Here is a 16,864-nt window from a genome sequence, read left to right on the forward strand (position 1 = left end):
CAGTACGACCTCTGTGGCGAAAATCCTGGGTGAGTGGGTTTCCCCCTTTTTTGCCCGGGGACCTGGTGTGCCCACCGCGCTACGCGGTGGGCACACTGCGTCGTGCAACCCTTTCCCGAGTTTCGCCGTCTGACCAGGCGGAGCGACGATGGTCCGGTACGCGCCGATGATCCTGGTACGCCGGGCCTGACCCTGAAAGCAGGGGGTAACCGACCAGTCGTACGAGAACAGAGGAGCCCATGTCCGCCGAGAGCACGTCAGGGCCGCACATACCCGAGTCCGGTACGACCGCCACGGACCGCCGTGGCAAGGGCCGCCGTCGCAAGCCGCCCGGTACCGGCCGCAGGGCGCTGCGCGTCACGGCCTGGACGGCGGCCGGCGTCCTCGTCCTCGGCGGCGCAGGCGTCGGCTACCTGTACTTCAAGCTCAACGGCAACCTCAAGACCGTCGACATCAACCAGATGCTCGGCTCCGACCGGCCCGCCAAGGTCGACAACGGTTCCGAGAACATCCTGGTCCTGGGCTCGGACACGCGTTCCGGCGCCAACAGGAAGCTCGGCGGCGGCGCGGACGACGGCAGCGCCCGCTCCGACACGGCGATGATCGTCCACGTCTACAAGGGCCACCAGAAGGCCGCCGTGGTCTCCGTCCCACGGGACACCCTGATCGACCGCCCCGCCTGCACCGACGCGCAGGGCACCAGCCACTCCGCCGCGACCGGCGTCATGTTCAACTCCGCGTACTCCACGGGCGGCGCGGCCTGCGCGGTCAAGACCGTCGAGGCGATGACCGGCATCCGGATGGACCACTACCTGGAGGTCGACTTCTCCGGCTTCCAGAAGCTCATCGACGACCTCGGTGGTGTCCAGGTCACCACGACGAAGGCGATCGACGACCGGGAGAGCCACCTCGACCTCAAGGCCGGCACCCACACGCTCGACGGCAGGCAGGCCCTGGGCCTCGTCCGCACCCGGCACGGCGTCGGCGACGGCTCCGACCTGGGCCGCATCCAGCTCCAGCAGGCGTTCGTCAAGGCCCTCATCGACCAGGTCAAGCAGGTGGGCGTCTTCACCAGCCCCAAGAAGCTGTACGACCTGGCGGACACCGCGACGAAGGCGGTCACCACCGACTCCGACCTCGGCTCGGTGAACTCCCTGATCGACTTCTCGGACGGCCTGAAGTCCATCAGCTCCAAGAACATGCGCATGGTCACCATGCCGGTGCGGTACGACCCCTCGAACCCGAACCGGGTGATCGTGGCCGAGGCGAAGGCGAAGCTGGTGTGGACGGCTCTGAAGAACGACAGGCCAATTCCGGCGTCCGCCACGAAGGGCACGGCGACGGGGCAGGCCAAGGGGGTCGTGACGTCGTCGTGAGGGTGCGGGCCGGTGGGGGCTTGTCGCGCCCACGCGGCAGAGCCGCACATCGATTACAGCCCCGCGCCCCTGAAGGGGCGCTCAGGATGACGCCCCTGAAAGGGGCGCGGGGAACTGCGCGACCGGCCACGACGGACCCGCACCCGCCCACGGCGTAACCGCGACACCCGTAGGCGCGGCCTCCCGCCCTCCGCGGAATAAAGATCAAAGCCCCCCGGTTTTGGGAGATACGGCCAGCCCTGGCAGACTGGTACGTCGGCCCCGGTTCACGCCCCGCAAGCCCGCGGCAGCGACCCGGTGCCCTCCCGATACCTAGGAGACACCTTGAAGCGCGAGATCCACCCCGAGTACGTCGAGACGCAGGTCAGCTGCACCTGTGGCGCGTCGTTCACCACCCGCAGCACGATCACGAGCGGCACCATCCGCGCCGAGGTCTGCTCCGAGTGCCACCCGTTCTACACGGGCAAGCAGAAGATCCTCGACACCGGTGGCCGCGTGGCCCGCTTCGAGGCCCGCTTCGGCAAGGCTGCCGCCGGCTCCAAGAAGTAGCGAGCCCCATTTCGCCGGTCCACGGCCACGCCCTGCCAGGGCGTGCCCGGGACCGGCGTTTTTGGTCGCCCGCCTTCCCTTCCCCACGCCGTAGCAGTATCAGGAGCCAAAAATGTTCGAGGCCGTCGAGGAACTCGTCGTCGAGCACGCAGACCTGGAGAAGAAGCTCGCCGACCCGTCGGTCCACGCCGACCAGGCCAACGCGCGCAGGCTGAACAAGCGCTACGCCGAACTCACCCCGATCGTCGCCACGTTCCGCTCCTGGAAGCAGACCGGCGACGACATCGAGACCGCGCGTGAACTGGCCGCCGACGACCCCGACTTCGCCGCCGAGGTCAAGGAACTGGACAAGCAGCGCGACGAGCTCACCGAGAAGCTGCGCCTGCTGCTCGTGCCCCGGGACCCGTCCGACGACAAGGACGTCATCCTGGAGATCAAGGCCGGCGCGGGCGGCGACGAGTCCGCTCTCTTCGCCGGTGACCTGCTGCGGATGTACCTGCGGTACGCCGAGCGCGTCGGCTGGAAGACCGAGATCATCGACTCCACCGAGTCCGAACTCGGCGGCTACAAGGACGTCCAGGTCGCCGTGAAGACCAAGGGCGGCAACGGCGCGACCGAGCCCGGCCAGGGCGTGTGGGCACGGCTGAAGTACGAGGGCGGTGTGCACCGCGTGCAGCGCGTGCCGGCCACCGAGTCGCAGGGACGCATCCACACCTCGGCCGCCGGTGTGCTCGTCACGCCGGAGGCGGAGGAGGTCGACGTCGAGATCAACCCGAACGACCTCCGGATCGACGTCTACCGGTCCTCCGGGCCCGGTGGACAGTCCGTCAACACCACCGACTCCGCCGTGCGCATCACGCACATCCCCACCGGAGTCGTCGCCTCCTGCCAGAACGAGAAGAGCCAGCTGCAGAACAAGGAGCAGGCCTTGCGTATCCTGCGCTCCAGGCTGCTCGCCGCGGCGCAGGAGGAGGCGGAGAAGGAGGCCGCCGACGCCCGCCGCAGCCAGGTCCGCACCGTCGACCGCTCCGAGAAGATCCGCACGTACAACTTCCCGGAGAACCGCATCTCGGACCACCGCGTGGGCTTCAAGGCGTACAACCTGGACCAGGTCCTGGACGGCGACCTCGACGCGGTGATCCAGGCCTGCGTCGACGCGGACTCGGCGGCCAAGCTCGCGGCCGCGTAAGGCACGTACGCACGACGACCCAGTACGACACGGAGGACCAGCGTGAACCTGCTGCTCGCGGAGGTGGCCCAGGCCACCCAGCGGCTGGCCGACGCCGGCGTGCCCTCGCCGCGCAACGACGCGGAGGAGCTCGCCGCGTTCGTGCACGGCGTGAAGCGGGGCGCGCTGCACTCCGTCAAGGACTCCGACTTCGACGCCCGCTACTGGGAGGTCATCGCCCGCCGGGAGCAGCGCGAGCCGCTCCAGCACATCACCGGGCGGGCGTACTTCCGGTACCTCGAACTCCAGGTGGGTCCCGGCGTGTTCGTGCCGCGTCCGGAGACCGAGTCCGTCGTCGGCTGGGCCATAGACGCCGTGCGCGCCATGGACGTGGTCGAGCCCCGCATCGTCGACCTGTGCACCGGTTCCGGCGCCATCGCGCTCGCCCTCGCCCAGGAGGTGCCCCGTTCCCGCGTGCACGCCGTGGAGCTGTCCGAGGAGGCGCTCCAGTGGACCCGCAAGAACATGGCGGGCTCCCGGGTCGACCTGCGCCAGGGAGACGCCCTGGACGCCTTCCACGACCTCGACGGCCACGTGGACCTGGTCATCTCGAACCCCCCGTACATTCCGCTCACCGAGTGGGAGTACGTCGCCCCCGAGGCCCGCGACTACGACCCGGAGCTGGCCCTGTTCTCCGGTGAGGACGGCCTCGACCTGATCCGGGGCATCGAACGCACCGCGCACCGGCTGCTGCGCCCCGGCGGTGTCGTCGTCATCGAGCACGCCGACACCCAGGGCGGGCAGGTGCCGTGGATCTTCACCGAGGAGCGGGGCTGGGCAGACGCGGCCGACCACCCGGACCTCAACAGGCGTCCCCGCTTCGCGACCGCCCGCAAGGCGCTGCCATGACCACCCCGCAGGCAGTGTTTTCCGACGTCCAGATGTACGTGTACGAGGAGGCCCGCTAGACATGGCACGGCGATACGACACCAACGACGCGACCGACCGCGTGACGGGTCTGCGCGAGGCCGCGTCCGCCGTCCGCCGGGGCGAACTGGTGGTGCTGCCGACCGACACGGTGTACGGCATCGGCGCCGACGCGTTCACCTCGGAGGCGGTCGCCGACCTCCTCGACGCCAAGGGCCGGGGCCGCAACATGCCCACCCCCGTGCTGATCGGGTCCCCGAACACGCTCCACGGTCTCGTCACCGACTTCTCCGAGCTGGCCTGGGAGCTGGTCGACGCGTTCTGGCCGGGCGCCCTCACGCTCGTCGCCAAGCACCAGCCGTCCCTCCAGTGGGACCTGGGCGACACCCGTGGCACGGTCGCCGTCCGCATGCCCCTGCACCCGGTCGCCATCGAGCTCCTGACCGAGGTCGGCCCGATGGCCGTCTCCTCCGCCAACCTCACCGGCCACCCGGCCCCGGAGACCTGTGACGCCGCCCAGGAGATGCTCGGCGACTCCGTCTCCGTGTACCTCGACGGCGGCCCGACCCCCGCCAACGTCCCCTCGTCGATCGTCGACGTCACCCGCGAAGTTCCGTTGCTGCTGCGCGCGGGCGCGATCTCGGCGGAGGAGCTGCGGAAGGTCGTACCCGACCTCGAGGTGGCGAATTGACAGCCCCTGACGCGGGGCGTGGCATAGGCAACGGGGAGAGCGCGGCGGAGATCACGACGACGTTCGTGGGGCTGCCGCGCGACAGCTTCCGCATCCTCCACGTCAGCACCGGCAATGTGTGCCGCTCGCCGATCACCGAGCGGCTGACCCGCCATCTCGTGACGGACCGGCTCGGCGCCTTCCTCGGCGGCGGGCTGGTCGTGGAGAGCGCGGGTACCTGGGGCCACGAGGGCGCGCCCATGGAGGCGAACGCGGAGGCCGTCCTCGCCGACTTCGGCGCGGACGCCTCCGGTTTCGTGGGCCGCGAACTGCTCGACGAGCACGTGATCCGCGCGGACCTGGTCCTCACGGCCACCCGTGACCACCGCGCCCAGGTCATCTCCATGGGCCACTCGGCGGGCCTGCGCACCTTCACGCTGAAGGAGTTCACCCGGCTGGTCCGCGCGATAGACCCGGCGACCCTGCCGCCGACGTCGGAAGGCGTGGTCGTCAGGGCCCGCGCACTGGTCCGCGCCGCGGCGGCCCTCCGCGGCTGGCTCCTGGCCCCGACGGCCGAGGCGGACGAGGTCTACGACCCCTACGGCGCCCCCCTCCCGTTCTTCCAGTCCATCGGCGACGAGATACACGAGGCCCTGGACCCGGTGGTGACGGCGCTGACCGGAGTGCCGGCGCGGATGTAAGCAGGACGTGTGGGGTGCAGCGCCCCGTAAGGGGCGCGGGGAACTGCGCGGGCAACCCCCACGCACCCGCGGGCCGCGTGACCCGCCGTGAGCACCCCTGCGGCGGCGAGGCGGGCCGGCAGGCCCCGTGCACCCGCGGGCCGCGTGACCGGCCGTGAGCACCCCTGCGGCGGCGAGGCGGGCAGGCCCCCCGGTCGTACGCACAAACCGCGCGACCACCCCGTACCACGCCTACATTGGACATACGTCACCGTCGACCGCCCGGAGCACGTCATGTCGGTCACCCCTGCCCTCCTCGAGGGCGATCTCCTGCGACGGCAGGATCCTGAGCTGGCCGAGATCCTGCTGGGGGAGCTCGCCCGGCAGTCGACGTCGTTGCAGCTGATCGCCGCCGAGAACTTCAGCTCGCCGGCCGTGCTGGCCGCGCTCGGCTCGCCGCTCGCCAACAAGTACGCCGAGGGATATCCGGGCACCCGCTACCACGGCGGCTGCGAGATGGTCGACGTCGCCGAGCGGCTCGCCGTCGACCGGGCCAAGGCGCTGTTCGGCGCCGCGTACGCCAACGTGCAGTCCCACTCGGGTTCGTCCGCCATGCTGGCCGCGTACGCGGCCCTGCTGCGGCCCGGCGACTGCGTGCTGGCTCTCGGGCTGCCCTACGGCGGCCACCTCACCCACGGCTCCCCGGCCAACTTCTCCGGCCGCTGGTTCGACTTCGTCGGGTACGGCGTGGACGCCGAGAGCGGGCTCATCGACCACGACCAGGTGCGGACGCTGGCCCGCAGCCACCGGCCCAAGGCGATCGTGTGCGGGTCCATCGCCTACCCCCGGCACATCGACTACGCCTTCTTCCGTGAGGTCGCCGACGAGGTGGGCGCCTATCTGATCGCCGACGCCGCCCATCCCATCGGGCTCGTCGCCGGCGGAGCCGCACCGAACCCGGTGCCGTACGCCGACGTCGTGTGCGCGACCACGCACAAGGTGCTGCGCGGGCCGCGCGGCGGGATGCTGCTGTGCGGTGCGCCCGAGCTGGCCGAGCGGCTCGACCGGGCGGTGTTCCCGTTCACGCAGGGCGGCGCGCAGATGAACGCCGTCGCCGCGAAGGCGGTCGCGTTCGGCGAGGCGGCAACACCGGCGTTCACCGCGTACGCCCATCAGGTGGTCGCCAACGCGAGGGTGCTCGCGGCCGGGCTGGCGCAGGCGGGACTGACCGTCACGACCGGGGGCACCGACACGCATCTGATCACCGTCGACACCGCGCCTCTCGGTGTGGAGGGGAAGGCCGCCCGCGGGCGGCTCGCGGCCGCCGGGATCGTGCTGGACTGCTGTGCCCTTCCGCACGGCGACGCGCGGGGGCTGCGGCTGGGCACGGCCGCCGTCACCACGCAGGGCATGGGGGAGGCGGAGATGACCCGGATCGCGGCGCTGCTGGCGGGCGTGGTGAGCGGTGTCACGGACGCGGGGAGGGCGCGTGCCGAGGTGAGTGAGCTCACCGGTAGATTTCCGCCGTATCCCGGGTGAGACGGGGTAGGCGCAGCGTCGTACACCCCGCTGTGAGCCCGGCTCACAGCCTTGCGTGCAACCATCGTCGCTACCCGGAAGTCCCCATACATATGCGTCCCTCGCTAGGGTGTGGGGCTGTGATGGCCAGCGAGACATGTGGGGAAGCCTGTGCGTGAATACCTGCTGACGCTCTGCATCACGGCCGCGGTGACGTACCTGCTGACAGGGCCGGTGCGTAAGTTCGCGATCGTGGCGGGGGCCATGCCGGAGATCCGGGCGCGTGACGTGCACCGGGAGCCCACTCCGCGGCTCGGCGGGATCGCGATGTTCTTCGGGCTGTGCGCGGGTCTGCTGGTAGCCGACCACATGTCCAACCTCAACGAGGTCTTCGCCAAGTCGAACGAGCCGCGGGCGCTGCTCTCCGGTGCGGCGCTGATCTGGCTGATCGGTGTGCTCGACGACAAGTTCGAGATCGACGCGCTGATCAAGCTGGGCGGTCAGATGATCGCCGCGGGCGTCATGGTCATGCAGGGTCTGACGATCCTGTGGCTGCCCGTCCCCGGCGTCGGCAACGTGGCCCTGACGCCGTGGCAGGGGACGCTGCTGACGGTGGCGCTGGTCGTCATCACGATCAACGCGGTGAACTTCGTCGACGGCCTGGACGGTCTGGCCTCCGGCATGGTGTGCATCGCGGCCGCGGCGTTCTTCCTGTACGCCTACCGCATCTGGTACTCGTACGGGATCGAGGCCGCCGCACCGGCGACGCTGTTCGCGGCGATCCTGATGGGCATGTGCCTGGGCTTCCTGCCGCACAACATCCATCCGGCGCGGATCTTCATGGGCGACTCGGGTTCGATGCTGATCGGGCTGGTGCTGGCCGCGGGCGCGATCTCGATCACCGGTCAGGTCGACCCGGACGTGATGAACCTGTTCGCCGGGTCCGAGCGCAACGCCGTGCACCAGACGGTGCCGGTCTACATCCCGCTGCTGCTGCCGCTGACCATCATCGCGGTGCCGGCCGCCGACCTGGTGCTGGCGATCGTGCGGCGCACCTGGCGCGGCCAGTCGCCGTTCGCGGCGGACCGCGGCCACCTGCACCACCGGCTGCTGGAGATCGGCCACTCGCACAGCCGGGCCGTGCTGATCATGTACTTCTGGTCGGCGCTGATCGGCTTCGGCACGCTGGCCTACTCGGTGAACTCGGCGTCCATGTGGATCGTGCTCGGTGTGGCGTTCCTCAGCGCGGTCGGCCTGGTGCTGCTCCTGCTGCCGCGGTTCACGCCGCGGGCGCCGGTCTGGGCGCAGGCCTTCGTGCCGCCCCGCTACCGGCGCCGTGGGACGGCCGAGCCGGTGGCGGAGCCGGCGGCGGCAACCGCCCAGGTCATCGCCTGCGTCGAGCAGGAGGAGCCGGAGGAACCGCAGAAGCCGAGCGACGAGCACCGGTCCCCGGTGACGGCCGGGGCGGCCCCGGTGAACGGCTCTGCGGCCCCCTCGGTGCACGGCGTGGCCGCGGGTCCCGTCAACGGCGCGAGCGCCATCGGCCCCCGTTCGCGCTTCCTGGACCGGCGGGCTTCCGAGACCTCCCGCTGACCTTGCCAAGGTAAGAATCTGACTAGAGCATTGCCAAGTCGTGGGGTACCAAAGCCCCCCAATACCAGACACAACGGCGCGGTTTCCGCTCAGACGCGCAGGTTCACTCTCATGTGTGACAGCGAGCACACCTACGAGGTAAAGACCTCATCAAATAGTTTGTGATACGGTTCACGAGAACCCCGGACAGAGTCGAAGGACCCGACTGCGACGGTCCGTCAGCGTGAGGTCTTCGACCCTCCGACCGGGACTACGCTCGTCCATGACGACACCTGCCCCCCTGTGAAAGCGGAGTTGCCGCCATGCCGTCCAATGACGCCCGGAACCTGGCCCAGGCCGCCGTACCCACGGCCGCCGTCGGCGTGCTCGCCGCCGTCGTCAGCGGGGTGGTCGCGGGCGGCAAGGGGGCGATCGGAGCGCTCGTCGCGACGGTGATCGTGATCCTCTTCATGGGGATCGGCCTCTACGTCCTGCAGCGCACCGCGAAGTCGTATCCCCAGCTGTTCCAGATGATGGGCCTGATGCTCTACGCGGCCCAACTGCTGCTGCTGATCATCTTCATGGCCGTGTTCAAGAACACGACGCTGTTCAATCCCCGGGCCTTCGCCATCGCGCTGGTGGTCGCCACGCTCACGTGGATCACCGCGCAGACCCGTGCCCACATGAAGGCCAAGATCCTCTACGTCGAACCCGAGAAGTCCGAGAAGTCCGAGAAGACCGGACAGTCGTCGTGAGAGGTAGGGCCGGGATAAAGGCGCACGAGAGATGCTGCTATCGTCCGGTGCCAACTGCGGCATCGCGGGCGCGGGCATCTGAGCTGACGCCTGCTCAATCGCGAGGCGAGATGCCCCCCAGCCGCCCCCACATCCGTTACACCAGTCCCGTGCCGAACCGCGGCCCTGCGCCGCGCCGACACAACGAGGTTGCCGTACCCATGCGCCACGATGAAGGAGCCCGCGGTGAGTGCTGACCCGACGCAGACGCTCGCTTTCGACACGAGCTGTCACCTGTTCGACGGGTGTGGCTTCCCGGCTCCGGGCCTCCACTCGTTCCTGTTCAAGCCGATCTTCGGCGACGCGGACAGCAACCTGTACTTCAACAAGACGATGCTGCTGGCGCTGCTCGGGTCGATCATCATCGTGGGCTTCTTCTGGGCCGCCTTCGCCAAGCCGAAGGTGATCCCGGGCAAGCTCCAGATGATCGCCGAGACCGGCTACGACTTCGTCCGGCGCGGAGTGGTCTACGAGACCATCGGCAAGAAGGAGGGCGAGAAGTACGTTCCGTTCGTCGTCTCGCTGTTCTTCTTCATCTGGATGATGAACCTCTGGTCGATCATCCCGGTCGCCCAGTTCCCGGTCACCGCGATCATCTCGTACCCCGCGGCCCTGGCCGGCATCGTCTACATCACCTGGGTCGCGCTCACCTTCAAGCGCCAGGGTTTCGTCGGCTTCTTCAAGAACGTCACCGGCTACGACAAGACGCTCGGCGCGGTGCTGCCGCTGTCCATGACGATCGAGTTCTTCTCGAACCTCATCGTCCGGCCGTTCACCCACGCCGTACGACTCTTCGCGAACATGTTCGCCGGCCACACCCTGCTGCTGCTCTTCACGATCGCCAGCTGGTACATGCTGAACGGCATCGGCATCGCCTACTCCGGTGTCTCGTTCGTCATGGTCCTCGTGATGACCGCCTTCGAGCTCTTCATCCAGGCCGTCCAGGCGTACGTCTTCGTACTGCTGACCTGCAGCTACATCCAGGGCGCGCTCGCCGAGCACCACTGAGCCGTCCCACCACCACCCAGTCATCCGGTGGCCAACCCCCACCGGTCCTTGAAAGAGAAGGAAGAACCGGCATGTCCGCTCTTGCGCAGGCCACCCTCGCCGCCACCCAGATCAAGGGCAACCTCGGCTCGATCGGTTACGGCCTCGCCGCGATCGGCCCGGGCGTCGGCATCGGCATCATCTTCGGCAACGGCACGCAGGCGCTCGCCCGTCAGCCCGAGGCTGCCGGCCTGATCCGCGCCAACCAGATCCTCGGCTTCGCCTTCTGTGAGGCGCTCGCCCTGATCGGTCTGGTCATGCCGTTCGTCTACCCGACCTCCTGACCCGACCGTCGCGCACCAATAGACGAAAGGCACTGATATGAGCCCCCTGGTTCAGCTCGCGGCTGAGGAGGCCGAAAACCCCCTCATCCCGCCGATCCCAGAGCTCGTCATCGGCCTCATCGCCTTCGTCATCGTCTTCGGCTTCCTCGCCAAGAAGCTCCTTCCGAACATCAACAAGGTTCTGGAGCAGCGCCGCGAGGCGATCGAGGGCGGTATCGAGAAGGCCGAGGCCGCGCAGACCGAGGCGCAGAGCGTCCTCGAGCAGTACAAGGCGCAGCTGGCCGAGGCCCGGCACGAGGCCGCGCGCCTGCGCCAGGAGGCTCAGGAGCAGGGCGCCGCGCTCATCGCCGAGATGCGCGCCGAGGGCCAGCGGCAGCGTGAGGAGATCGTCGCCGCCGGTCACGCGCAGATCGAGGCCGACCGCAAGTCCGCCGCGCAGGCGCTCCGTCAGGACGTCGGCCACCTGGCCACCGACCTGGCCGGCAAGCTCGTCGGCGAGTCCCTCGAGGACTACGCCCGGCAGAGCCGTGTGATCGACCGCTTCCTCGACGAGCTCGAGGAGAAGGCCGAGGCCGCGCGATGAACGGAGCGAGCCGCGAGGCCCTGGCAGCCGCACGTGAGCGTCTCGACGCGCTGACGGACTCCACGTCCGTGGACGCGACGCAGCTCGCCGACGAGCTGGCGGCCGTCACCGCGCTGCTCGACCGCGAGGGAAGCCTGCGCCGGGTCCTCACCGACCCGGCACAGGCCGGCGAGGCCAAGGCCGAGCTGGTCCGGCGCCTGATCGGCGGCCAGGTCTCCGAGGCCACCGCCGACCTGGTGTCAGGTCTGGTCCGGTCCCGCTGGTCGCAGCCCCGCGACCTGGTGGACGCGCTGGAGGAGCTGGCGAACATCGCCGACCTCACCGCCGCGGAGAAGTCCGGCACGCTGGACGACGCCGAGGACGAGCTGTTCCGGTTCGGCCGGATCGTCTCCTCCAACACCGAACTGCGCGCCGCGCTCACCGACCGCAAGGCCGGCGCCGCCGCGAAGACCGAGCTGCTGCACCGGCTGCTCGGCGGCCGCGCCAAGCCGGTCACCGAGCGTCTGGTCGCGCGCCTTGTGACCGCGCCGCGGGGACGTAGCCTGGAAGCGGGCCTGGAGGCCCTGTCGAAGCTGGCCGCGGAGCGCCGTAACCGCGTCGTCGCCGTCGTCACCTCGGCGGTTCCGCTGAGCGAGCCGCAGAAGCAGCGCCTGGGCGCCGCCCTCGCGAAGCTCTACGGCCGCACGATGCACCTCAACCTCGACGTCGACCCCGCGGTCGTCGGCGGGATCCGGGTGCAGGTCGGTGACGAGGTCATCAACGGTTCCATCGCGGACCGGCTGGAGGACGCGGCCCGCCGCATGGCGAGCTAGCACCCCGGTAGTCGAGAACAAGCAGTACGTACTCACGACGGCCCTGGTTGGGCCGTACAAGAAGAATCCCTGGGGGTCGCCCCCAGACCCCCCAAGTGAAACTTCGGGCCCAACAAGGAGAGCAGGGAACCCAGATGGCGGAGCTCACGATCCGGCCGGAGGAGATCCGGGACGCGCTGGAGAACTTCGTCCAGTCGTACAAGCCGGACGCGGCCTCGCGCGAGGAGGTCGGTACGGTCACCCTTGCCGGCGACGGCATCGCGAAGGTCGAGGGTCTTCCCTCGGCCATGGCCAACGAACTGCTGAAGTTCGAGGACGGCACCCTCGGCCTCGCGCTGAACCTGGAAGAGCGCGAGATCGGCGCCATCGTCCTCGGTGAGTTCAGCGGCATCGAGGAGGGTCAGCCGGTGCACCGCACCGGTGAGGTCCTCTCCGTCGCGGTCGGCGAGGGCTACCTCGGCCGCGTCGTCGACCCGCTCGGCAACCCGATCGACGGCCTCGGCGAGATCGAGACCGACGGCCGCCGCGCCCTCGAACTGCAGGCCCCCACGGTCATGCAGCGCAAGTCGGTGCACGAGCCGATGGAGACCGGCTACAAGGCCGTCGACGCGATGACCCCCGTCGGCCGCGGTCAGCGCCAGCTGATCATCGGTGACCGCCAGACCGGCAAGACCGCCCTGGCCGTCGACACCATCATCAACCAGCGCGACAACTGGCGCTCGGGCGACCCGAAGAAGCAGGTCCGCTGCATCTACGTCGCCATCGGCCAGAAGGGCTCCACCATCGCGTCGGTCCGCCGCGCGCTCGAGGAGAACGGCGCGCTGGAGTACACGACCATCGTCGCCGCCCCGGCGTCCGACCCGGCCGGCTTCAAGTACCTGGCGCCCTACACCGGTTCGGCCATCGGCCAGCACTGGATGTACGCCGGCAAGCACGTCCTGATCATCTTCGACGACCTGTCGAAGCAGGCCGACGCCTACCGCGCCGTGTCGCTGCTGCTGCGCCGCCCGCCGGGCCGTGAGGCCTACCCGGGTGACGTCTTCTACCTGCACTCCCGTCTCCTTGAGCGCTGCGCGAAGCTCTCCGACGACATGGGTGCCGGCTCGATGACCGGTCTGCCGATCGTCGAGACCAAGGCCAACGACGTCTCGGCGTTCATCCCGACCAACGTCATCTCCATCACCGACGGCCAGTGCTTCCTGGAGTCGGACCTCTTCAACGCCGGTCAGCGCCCCGCGCTGAACGTCGGTATCTCCGTCTCCCGGGTCGGCGGTTCCGCGCAGCACAAGGCGATGAAGCAGGTCTCCGGCCGCCTCCGCGTGGACCTCGCCCAGTTCCGTGAGCTGGAGGCGTTCGCCGCCTTCGGTTCCGACCTGGACGCCGCGTCGAAGTCGCAGCTGGAGCGCGGCAGCCGCATGGTCGAGCTGCTCAAGCAGGACCAGTACCAGCCGATGGCCACCGAGGACCAGGTCGTCTCCGTCTGGGCCGGCACCACCGGCAAGATGGACGACGTCCCGGTCGCCGACATCCGCCGCTTCGAGCGCGAGCTCCTCGACTACCTGCACCGCAAGGAGTCGGGCCTGCTGGCCTCCATCCGCGAGGGCGGCAAGATGTCCGACGACACCCTCACGGCCGTCGCGGACGCGATCGCGGAGTTCAAGAAGCAGTTCGAGACGAGCGACGGCAAGCTGCTCGGCGAGGACACTCCGGCCGCTGCCGCCAAGTGACGTAAGGAAGGGACCTGACTCATGGGAGCCCAGCTCCGGGTCTACAAGCGTCGCATCCGATCCGTCAGCGCGACCAAGAAGATCACCAAGGCGATGGAGATGATCGCCGCCTCGCGCGTCGTCAAGGCGCAGCGCAAGGTGGCGGCCTCCACGCCGTACGCGACCGAGCTCACCCGCGCGGTCACGGCGGTCGGTACCGGGTCGAACACCAAGCACCCGCTCACCACGGAGGCGGAGAACCCGGTCCGTGCCGCGGTCCTGCTCCTCACGAGCGACCGCGGTCTGGCCGGTGCCTTCAACTCCAACGCCATCAAGGCGGCGGAGCAGCTGACCGAGCGCCTGGAGCGCGAGGGCAAGCAGGTCGACACGTACATCGTCGGCCGCCGTGGTGTCGCCCACTACAACTTCCGTGAGCGCAAGATCGCGGAGTCGTTCACGGGCTTCACCGACGAGCCGTCGTACGCGGACGCCAAGAAGGTCGCGGCGCCGCTGATCGAGGCCATCGAGACGCCGACCGAGGACGGCGGTGTGGACGAGCTCCACATCGTCTACACCGAGTTCGTGTCGATGATGACCCAGACGGCGCTCGGCGACCGGCTGCTGCCGCTGAGCCTCGAAGAGGTCGCGGAGGAGAGCGCCGCCAAGGGCGACGAGATCCTCCCGCTGTACGACTTCGAGCCCTCGGCGGAGGACGTCCTCGACGCCCTGCTGCCGCGGTACGTGGAGAGCCGCATCTACAACGCGCTGCTCCAGTCGGCCGCTTCGAAGCACGCCGCCACGCGGCGCGCGATGAAGTCGGCCACCGACAACGCGGGCGAGCTGATCAACACGCTCTCCCGTCTTGCCAACGCGGCCCGCCAGGCCGAAATCACCCAGGAAATCAGCGAGATCGTCGGTGGCGCCAGCGCCCTGGCCGACGCGACCGCGGGGAGTGACCGATAATGACCACCACTGTTGAGACCGCGACGGCTACGGGCCGCGTCGCCCGGGTCATCGGCCCGGTCGTCGACGTGGAGTTCCCCGTCGACGCGATGCCGGACATCTACAACGCCCTTCACGTCGAGGTGGCCGACCCGGCCAACGCCGGCGAGAAGAAGACGCTGACCCTGGAGGTCGCCCAGCACCTGGGTGACGGCCTGGTCCGCACCATCTCCATGCAGCCCACCGACGGCCTGGTCCGCCAGGCCCCGGTCACCGACACCGGCGACTCCATCACGGTGCCGGTCGGCGACTTCACCAAGGGCAAGGTGTTCAACACCCTCGGTGAGGTGCTGAACGTCGACGAGCAGTACGACGGCGAGCGCTGGGGCATCCACCGCAAGGCGCCGAACTTCGACGAGCTCGAGTCGAAGACCGAGATGTTCGAGACCGGCGTCAAGGTCATCGACCTGCTCACCCCGTACGTCAAGGGCGGCAAGATCGGCCTGTTCGGCGGCGCCGGCGTCGGCAAGACGGTGCTCATCCAGGAGATGATCTACCGTGTCGCCAACAACCACGACGGTGTCTCCGTGTTCGCCGGTGTCGGCGAGCGCACCCGTGAGGGCAACGACCTCATCGAGGAGATGACCGACTCGGGCGTCATCGACAAGACCGCCCTTGTCTTCGGCCAGATGGACGAGCCCCCGGGCACCCGTCTGCGCGTCGCGCTGGCCGGCCTCACCATGGCCGAGTACTTCCGTGACGTCCAGAAGCAGGACGTGCTGTTCTTCATCGACAACATCTTCCGCTTCACGCAGGCCGGTTCCGAGGTCTCGACCCTGCTCGGCCGCATGCCCTCCGCGGTGGGCTACCAGCCGAACCTGGCCGACGAGATGGGTCTCCTCCAGGAGCGCATCACCTCGACCCGTGGTCACTCGATCACCTCGATGCAGGCGATCTACGTCCCCGCGGACGACCTGACCGACCCGGCCCCGGCCACCACCTTCGCCCACCTCGACGCGACGACGGTTCTGTCCCGTCCGATCTCCGAGAAGGGCATCTACCCGGCCGTGGACCCGCTGGACTCGACGTCCCGGATCCTGGACCCCCGCTACATCGCGGCGGACCACTACAACGCGGCCATGCGCGTGAAGACGATCCTGCAGAAGTACAAGGACCTGCAGGACATCATCGCGATCCTCGGTATCGACGAGCTGGGCGAGGAGGACAAGCTCGTCGTCCACCGTGCCCGTCGCGTGGAGCGCTTCCTGTCCCAGAACACCCACGTCGCCAAGCAGTTCACCGGCGTCGACGGGTCGGACGTCCCGCTGGACGAGTCGATCGCGGCCTTCAACGCGATCTGCGACGGCGAGTACGACCACTTCCCGGAGCAGGCGTTCTTCATGTGCGGTGGCCTGGAGGACCTCAAGGCCAACGCCAAGGAGCTGGGCGTCTCCTGAACACCCTGAGTTCTCCGGAACTCCTTGTGTTCTTCGTGTGAGGGGGCGGGCGCGTCCCGCCCCCTCACGCACGCCTACTAGAATTGACCCCAACACCCGGCGCCCCTGCCGGGTGGTGACCCGAGGAGCCACCCTTGGCTGCTGAGCTGCACGTCGAGCTCGTCGCCGCGGACCGCCAGGTCTGGTCCGGCGAGGCCACCCTGGTCGTCGCGCGCACCACGTCCGGCGACATCGGCGTCATGCCCGGTCACCAGCCGCTGCTCGGTGTGCTGGAGTCGGGCCCGGTGACCATCCGTACGAGTGATGGTGGAACGGTCGTCGCCGCGGTGCACGGCGGTTTCATCTCGTTCGCGGACAACAAGCTCTCGCTGCTGGCCGAGACCGCCGAGCTGTCGGACGAGATCGACGTCCAGCGCGAGGAGCGTGAGCTGGAGCGGGCGAAGGCGGAAGGTGACGCCACCGCCGAGCGACGCGCCGACGTCCGTCTGCGGGCGGCGACCGGGCGCTGACAGACTGCGTTCATGCGTTGACGTAACTCAGCCGCGGGGGGGGGGGGGGGGGGGGCGGGTGGGGGGGGGGGGGGGGGGGGGGGGGGGGGGGGGGGGGGGGAGGGGGGGGGGGGGGATGTGCTTCCCTCCCCTCCCCCCCCCCCCCCCCCCCCCCCCCCCCCCCCTCCCCCCCCCCCCTCCCCCCCCCCCCCCCCCTCCCTCCCCCCCCCCCCCCCCCCCCCCCCCCCCCGGCTGAGGTAGATCTGGGTCTTTTTACGTTCCATTACCTAG

At 69.4% G+C, this 16,864-nt stretch carries 17 protein-coding genes; all 17 read left to right on the top strand.

Annotation, left to right across the window (positions count from 1 at the left end; genetic code table 11):
- Positions 1–239: 239 nt before the first annotated feature.
- The gene (locus tag ACZ63F_RS40265; RefSeq protein ID WP_469718770.1) at positions 240–1,376 is read left to right on the top strand and encodes an LCP family protein; all 1,137 of its coding nucleotides are present in this window, start codon (positions 240–242) and stop codon (positions 1,374–1,376) included.
- 324 nt (positions 1,377–1,700) lie between these two features.
- Complete coding sequence (gene rpmE / locus ACZ63F_RS40270; protein ID WP_030049623.1) at positions 1,701–1,925, top strand: 50S ribosomal protein L31; 225 nt, start codon at positions 1,701–1,703, stop codon at positions 1,923–1,925.
- A 112-nt stretch (positions 1,926–2,037) separates the two neighbouring features.
- Complete coding sequence (gene prfA / locus ACZ63F_RS40275; RefSeq protein WP_469718772.1) at positions 2,038–3,114, top strand: peptide chain release factor 1; 1,077 nt, start codon at positions 2,038–2,040, stop codon at positions 3,112–3,114.
- 42 nt (positions 3,115–3,156) lie between these two features.
- Positions 3,157–4,002, top strand: coding sequence for a peptide chain release factor N(5)-glutamine methyltransferase (gene prmC / locus ACZ63F_RS40280; protein WP_093499067.1), 846 nt, complete (start codon positions 3,157–3,159; stop codon positions 4,000–4,002).
- A 61-nt stretch (positions 4,003–4,063) separates the two neighbouring features.
- The gene (locus ACZ63F_RS40285) at positions 4,064–4,711 is read left to right on the top strand and encodes an L-threonylcarbamoyladenylate synthase (protein WP_469718775.1); all 648 of its coding nucleotides are present in this window, start codon (positions 4,064–4,066) and stop codon (positions 4,709–4,711) included.
- On the top strand, positions 4,708–5,391 hold the full coding sequence (locus ACZ63F_RS40290) for an arsenate reductase/protein-tyrosine-phosphatase family protein (protein ID WP_093499065.1): 684 nt from the start codon (positions 4,708–4,710) through the stop codon (positions 5,389–5,391). The genes ACZ63F_RS40285 and ACZ63F_RS40290 overlap by 4 nt, the downstream gene beginning before the upstream one ends.
- A 273-nt stretch (positions 5,392–5,664) precedes the next feature.
- Positions 5,665–6,909 (top strand): serine hydroxymethyltransferase, encoded by a 1,245-nt coding sequence (locus ACZ63F_RS40295; protein ID WP_469718776.1) that lies wholly within the window; start codon positions 5,665–5,667, stop codon positions 6,907–6,909.
- 150 nt (positions 6,910–7,059) lie between these two features.
- A complete protein-coding gene (locus tag ACZ63F_RS40300; protein ID WP_469718778.1) occupies positions 7,060–8,481 on the top strand; it encodes an MraY family glycosyltransferase in 1,422 nt (473 codons plus the stop codon).
- A 302-nt stretch (positions 8,482–8,783) separates the two neighbouring features.
- Positions 8,784–9,215 carry a TspO/MBR family protein gene (locus ACZ63F_RS40305; protein ID WP_469718780.1) on the top strand — a complete coding sequence of 144 codons (432 nt, stop codon included), beginning with the start codon at positions 8,784–8,786 and terminating at the stop codon, positions 9,213–9,215.
- Positions 9,216–9,425: 210 nt separating this feature from the next.
- The gene (atpB, locus tag ACZ63F_RS40310) at positions 9,426–10,262 is read left to right on the top strand and encodes a F0F1 ATP synthase subunit A (RefSeq protein ID WP_469718782.1); all 837 of its coding nucleotides are present in this window, start codon (positions 9,426–9,428) and stop codon (positions 10,260–10,262) included.
- A gap of 71 nt (positions 10,263–10,333) precedes the next feature.
- Complete coding sequence (gene atpE, locus ACZ63F_RS40315) at positions 10,334–10,585, top strand: ATP synthase F0 subunit C (protein WP_093499060.1); 252 nt, start codon at positions 10,334–10,336, stop codon at positions 10,583–10,585.
- A gap of 37 nt (positions 10,586–10,622) precedes the next feature.
- Positions 10,623–11,168: a F0F1 ATP synthase subunit B gene (locus ACZ63F_RS40320; protein WP_352090766.1), complete on the top strand. Its 546-nt coding sequence runs from the start codon at positions 10,623–10,625 to the stop codon at positions 11,166–11,168.
- Complete coding sequence (locus tag ACZ63F_RS40325; RefSeq protein ID WP_469718784.1) at positions 11,165–11,980, top strand: F0F1 ATP synthase subunit delta; 816 nt, start codon at positions 11,165–11,167, stop codon at positions 11,978–11,980. The genes ACZ63F_RS40320 and ACZ63F_RS40325 overlap by 4 nt, the downstream gene beginning before the upstream one ends.
- Before the next feature lie 134 nt (positions 11,981–12,114).
- A complete protein-coding gene (gene atpA / locus ACZ63F_RS40330; RefSeq protein WP_351957777.1) occupies positions 12,115–13,707 on the top strand; it encodes a F0F1 ATP synthase subunit alpha in 1,593 nt (530 codons plus the stop codon).
- Between the two features lie 21 nt (positions 13,708–13,728).
- Positions 13,729–14,649: a F0F1 ATP synthase subunit gamma gene (locus tag ACZ63F_RS40335; RefSeq protein ID WP_469718786.1), complete on the top strand. Its 921-nt coding sequence runs from the start codon at positions 13,729–13,731 to the stop codon at positions 14,647–14,649.
- On the top strand, positions 14,649–16,085 hold the full coding sequence (gene atpD, locus ACZ63F_RS40340; RefSeq protein ID WP_469718788.1) for a F0F1 ATP synthase subunit beta: 1,437 nt from the start codon (positions 14,649–14,651) through the stop codon (positions 16,083–16,085). The genes ACZ63F_RS40335 and atpD overlap by 1 nt, the downstream gene beginning before the upstream one ends.
- A 134-nt stretch (positions 16,086–16,219) precedes the next feature.
- Positions 16,220–16,594 (top strand): F0F1 ATP synthase subunit epsilon, encoded by a 375-nt coding sequence (locus tag ACZ63F_RS40345; RefSeq protein ID WP_351957774.1) that lies wholly within the window; start codon positions 16,220–16,222, stop codon positions 16,592–16,594.
- Positions 16,595–16,864: the final 270 nt, after the last annotated feature.

The sequence above is a fragment of the Streptomyces sp. NPDC104761 genome, from assembly GCF_055583445.1.

What these genes read in the sequence shown, in the direction of transcription:
- ACZ63F_RS40265 (WP_469718770.1), top strand. Translation starts at nt 240, where the DNA reads ATGTCCGCCGAGAGCACGTCAGGGCCGCACATACCCGAGTCCGGTACG.
- prfA (WP_469718772.1), top strand. Translation starts at nt 2,038, where the DNA reads ATGTTCGAGGCCGTCGAGGAACTCGTCGTCGAGCACGCAGACCTGGAG.
- ACZ63F_RS40285 (WP_469718775.1), top strand. Translation starts at nt 4,064, where the DNA reads ATGGCACGGCGATACGACACCAACGACGCGACCGACCGCGTGACGGGT.
- ACZ63F_RS40295 (WP_469718776.1), top strand. Translation starts at nt 5,665, where the DNA reads ATGTCGGTCACCCCTGCCCTCCTCGAGGGCGATCTCCTGCGACGGCAG.
- ACZ63F_RS40305 (WP_469718780.1), top strand. Translation starts at nt 8,784, where the DNA reads ATGCCGTCCAATGACGCCCGGAACCTGGCCCAGGCCGCCGTACCCACG.
- atpB (WP_469718782.1), top strand. Translation starts at nt 9,426, where the DNA reads ATGAAGGAGCCCGCGGTGAGTGCTGACCCGACGCAGACGCTCGCTTTC.
- atpE (WP_093499060.1), top strand. Translation starts at nt 10,334, where the DNA reads ATGTCCGCTCTTGCGCAGGCCACCCTCGCCGCCACCCAGATCAAGGGC.
- ACZ63F_RS40320 (WP_352090766.1), top strand. Translation starts at nt 10,623, where the DNA reads ATGAGCCCCCTGGTTCAGCTCGCGGCTGAGGAGGCCGAAAACCCCCTC.
- ACZ63F_RS40325 (WP_469718784.1), top strand. Translation starts at nt 11,165, where the DNA reads ATGAACGGAGCGAGCCGCGAGGCCCTGGCAGCCGCACGTGAGCGTCTC.
- atpA (WP_351957777.1), top strand. Translation starts at nt 12,115, where the DNA reads ATGGCGGAGCTCACGATCCGGCCGGAGGAGATCCGGGACGCGCTGGAG.
- ACZ63F_RS40335 (WP_469718786.1), top strand. Translation starts at nt 13,729, where the DNA reads ATGGGAGCCCAGCTCCGGGTCTACAAGCGTCGCATCCGATCCGTCAGC.
- atpD (WP_469718788.1), top strand. Translation starts at nt 14,649, where the DNA reads ATGACCACCACTGTTGAGACCGCGACGGCTACGGGCCGCGTCGCCCGG.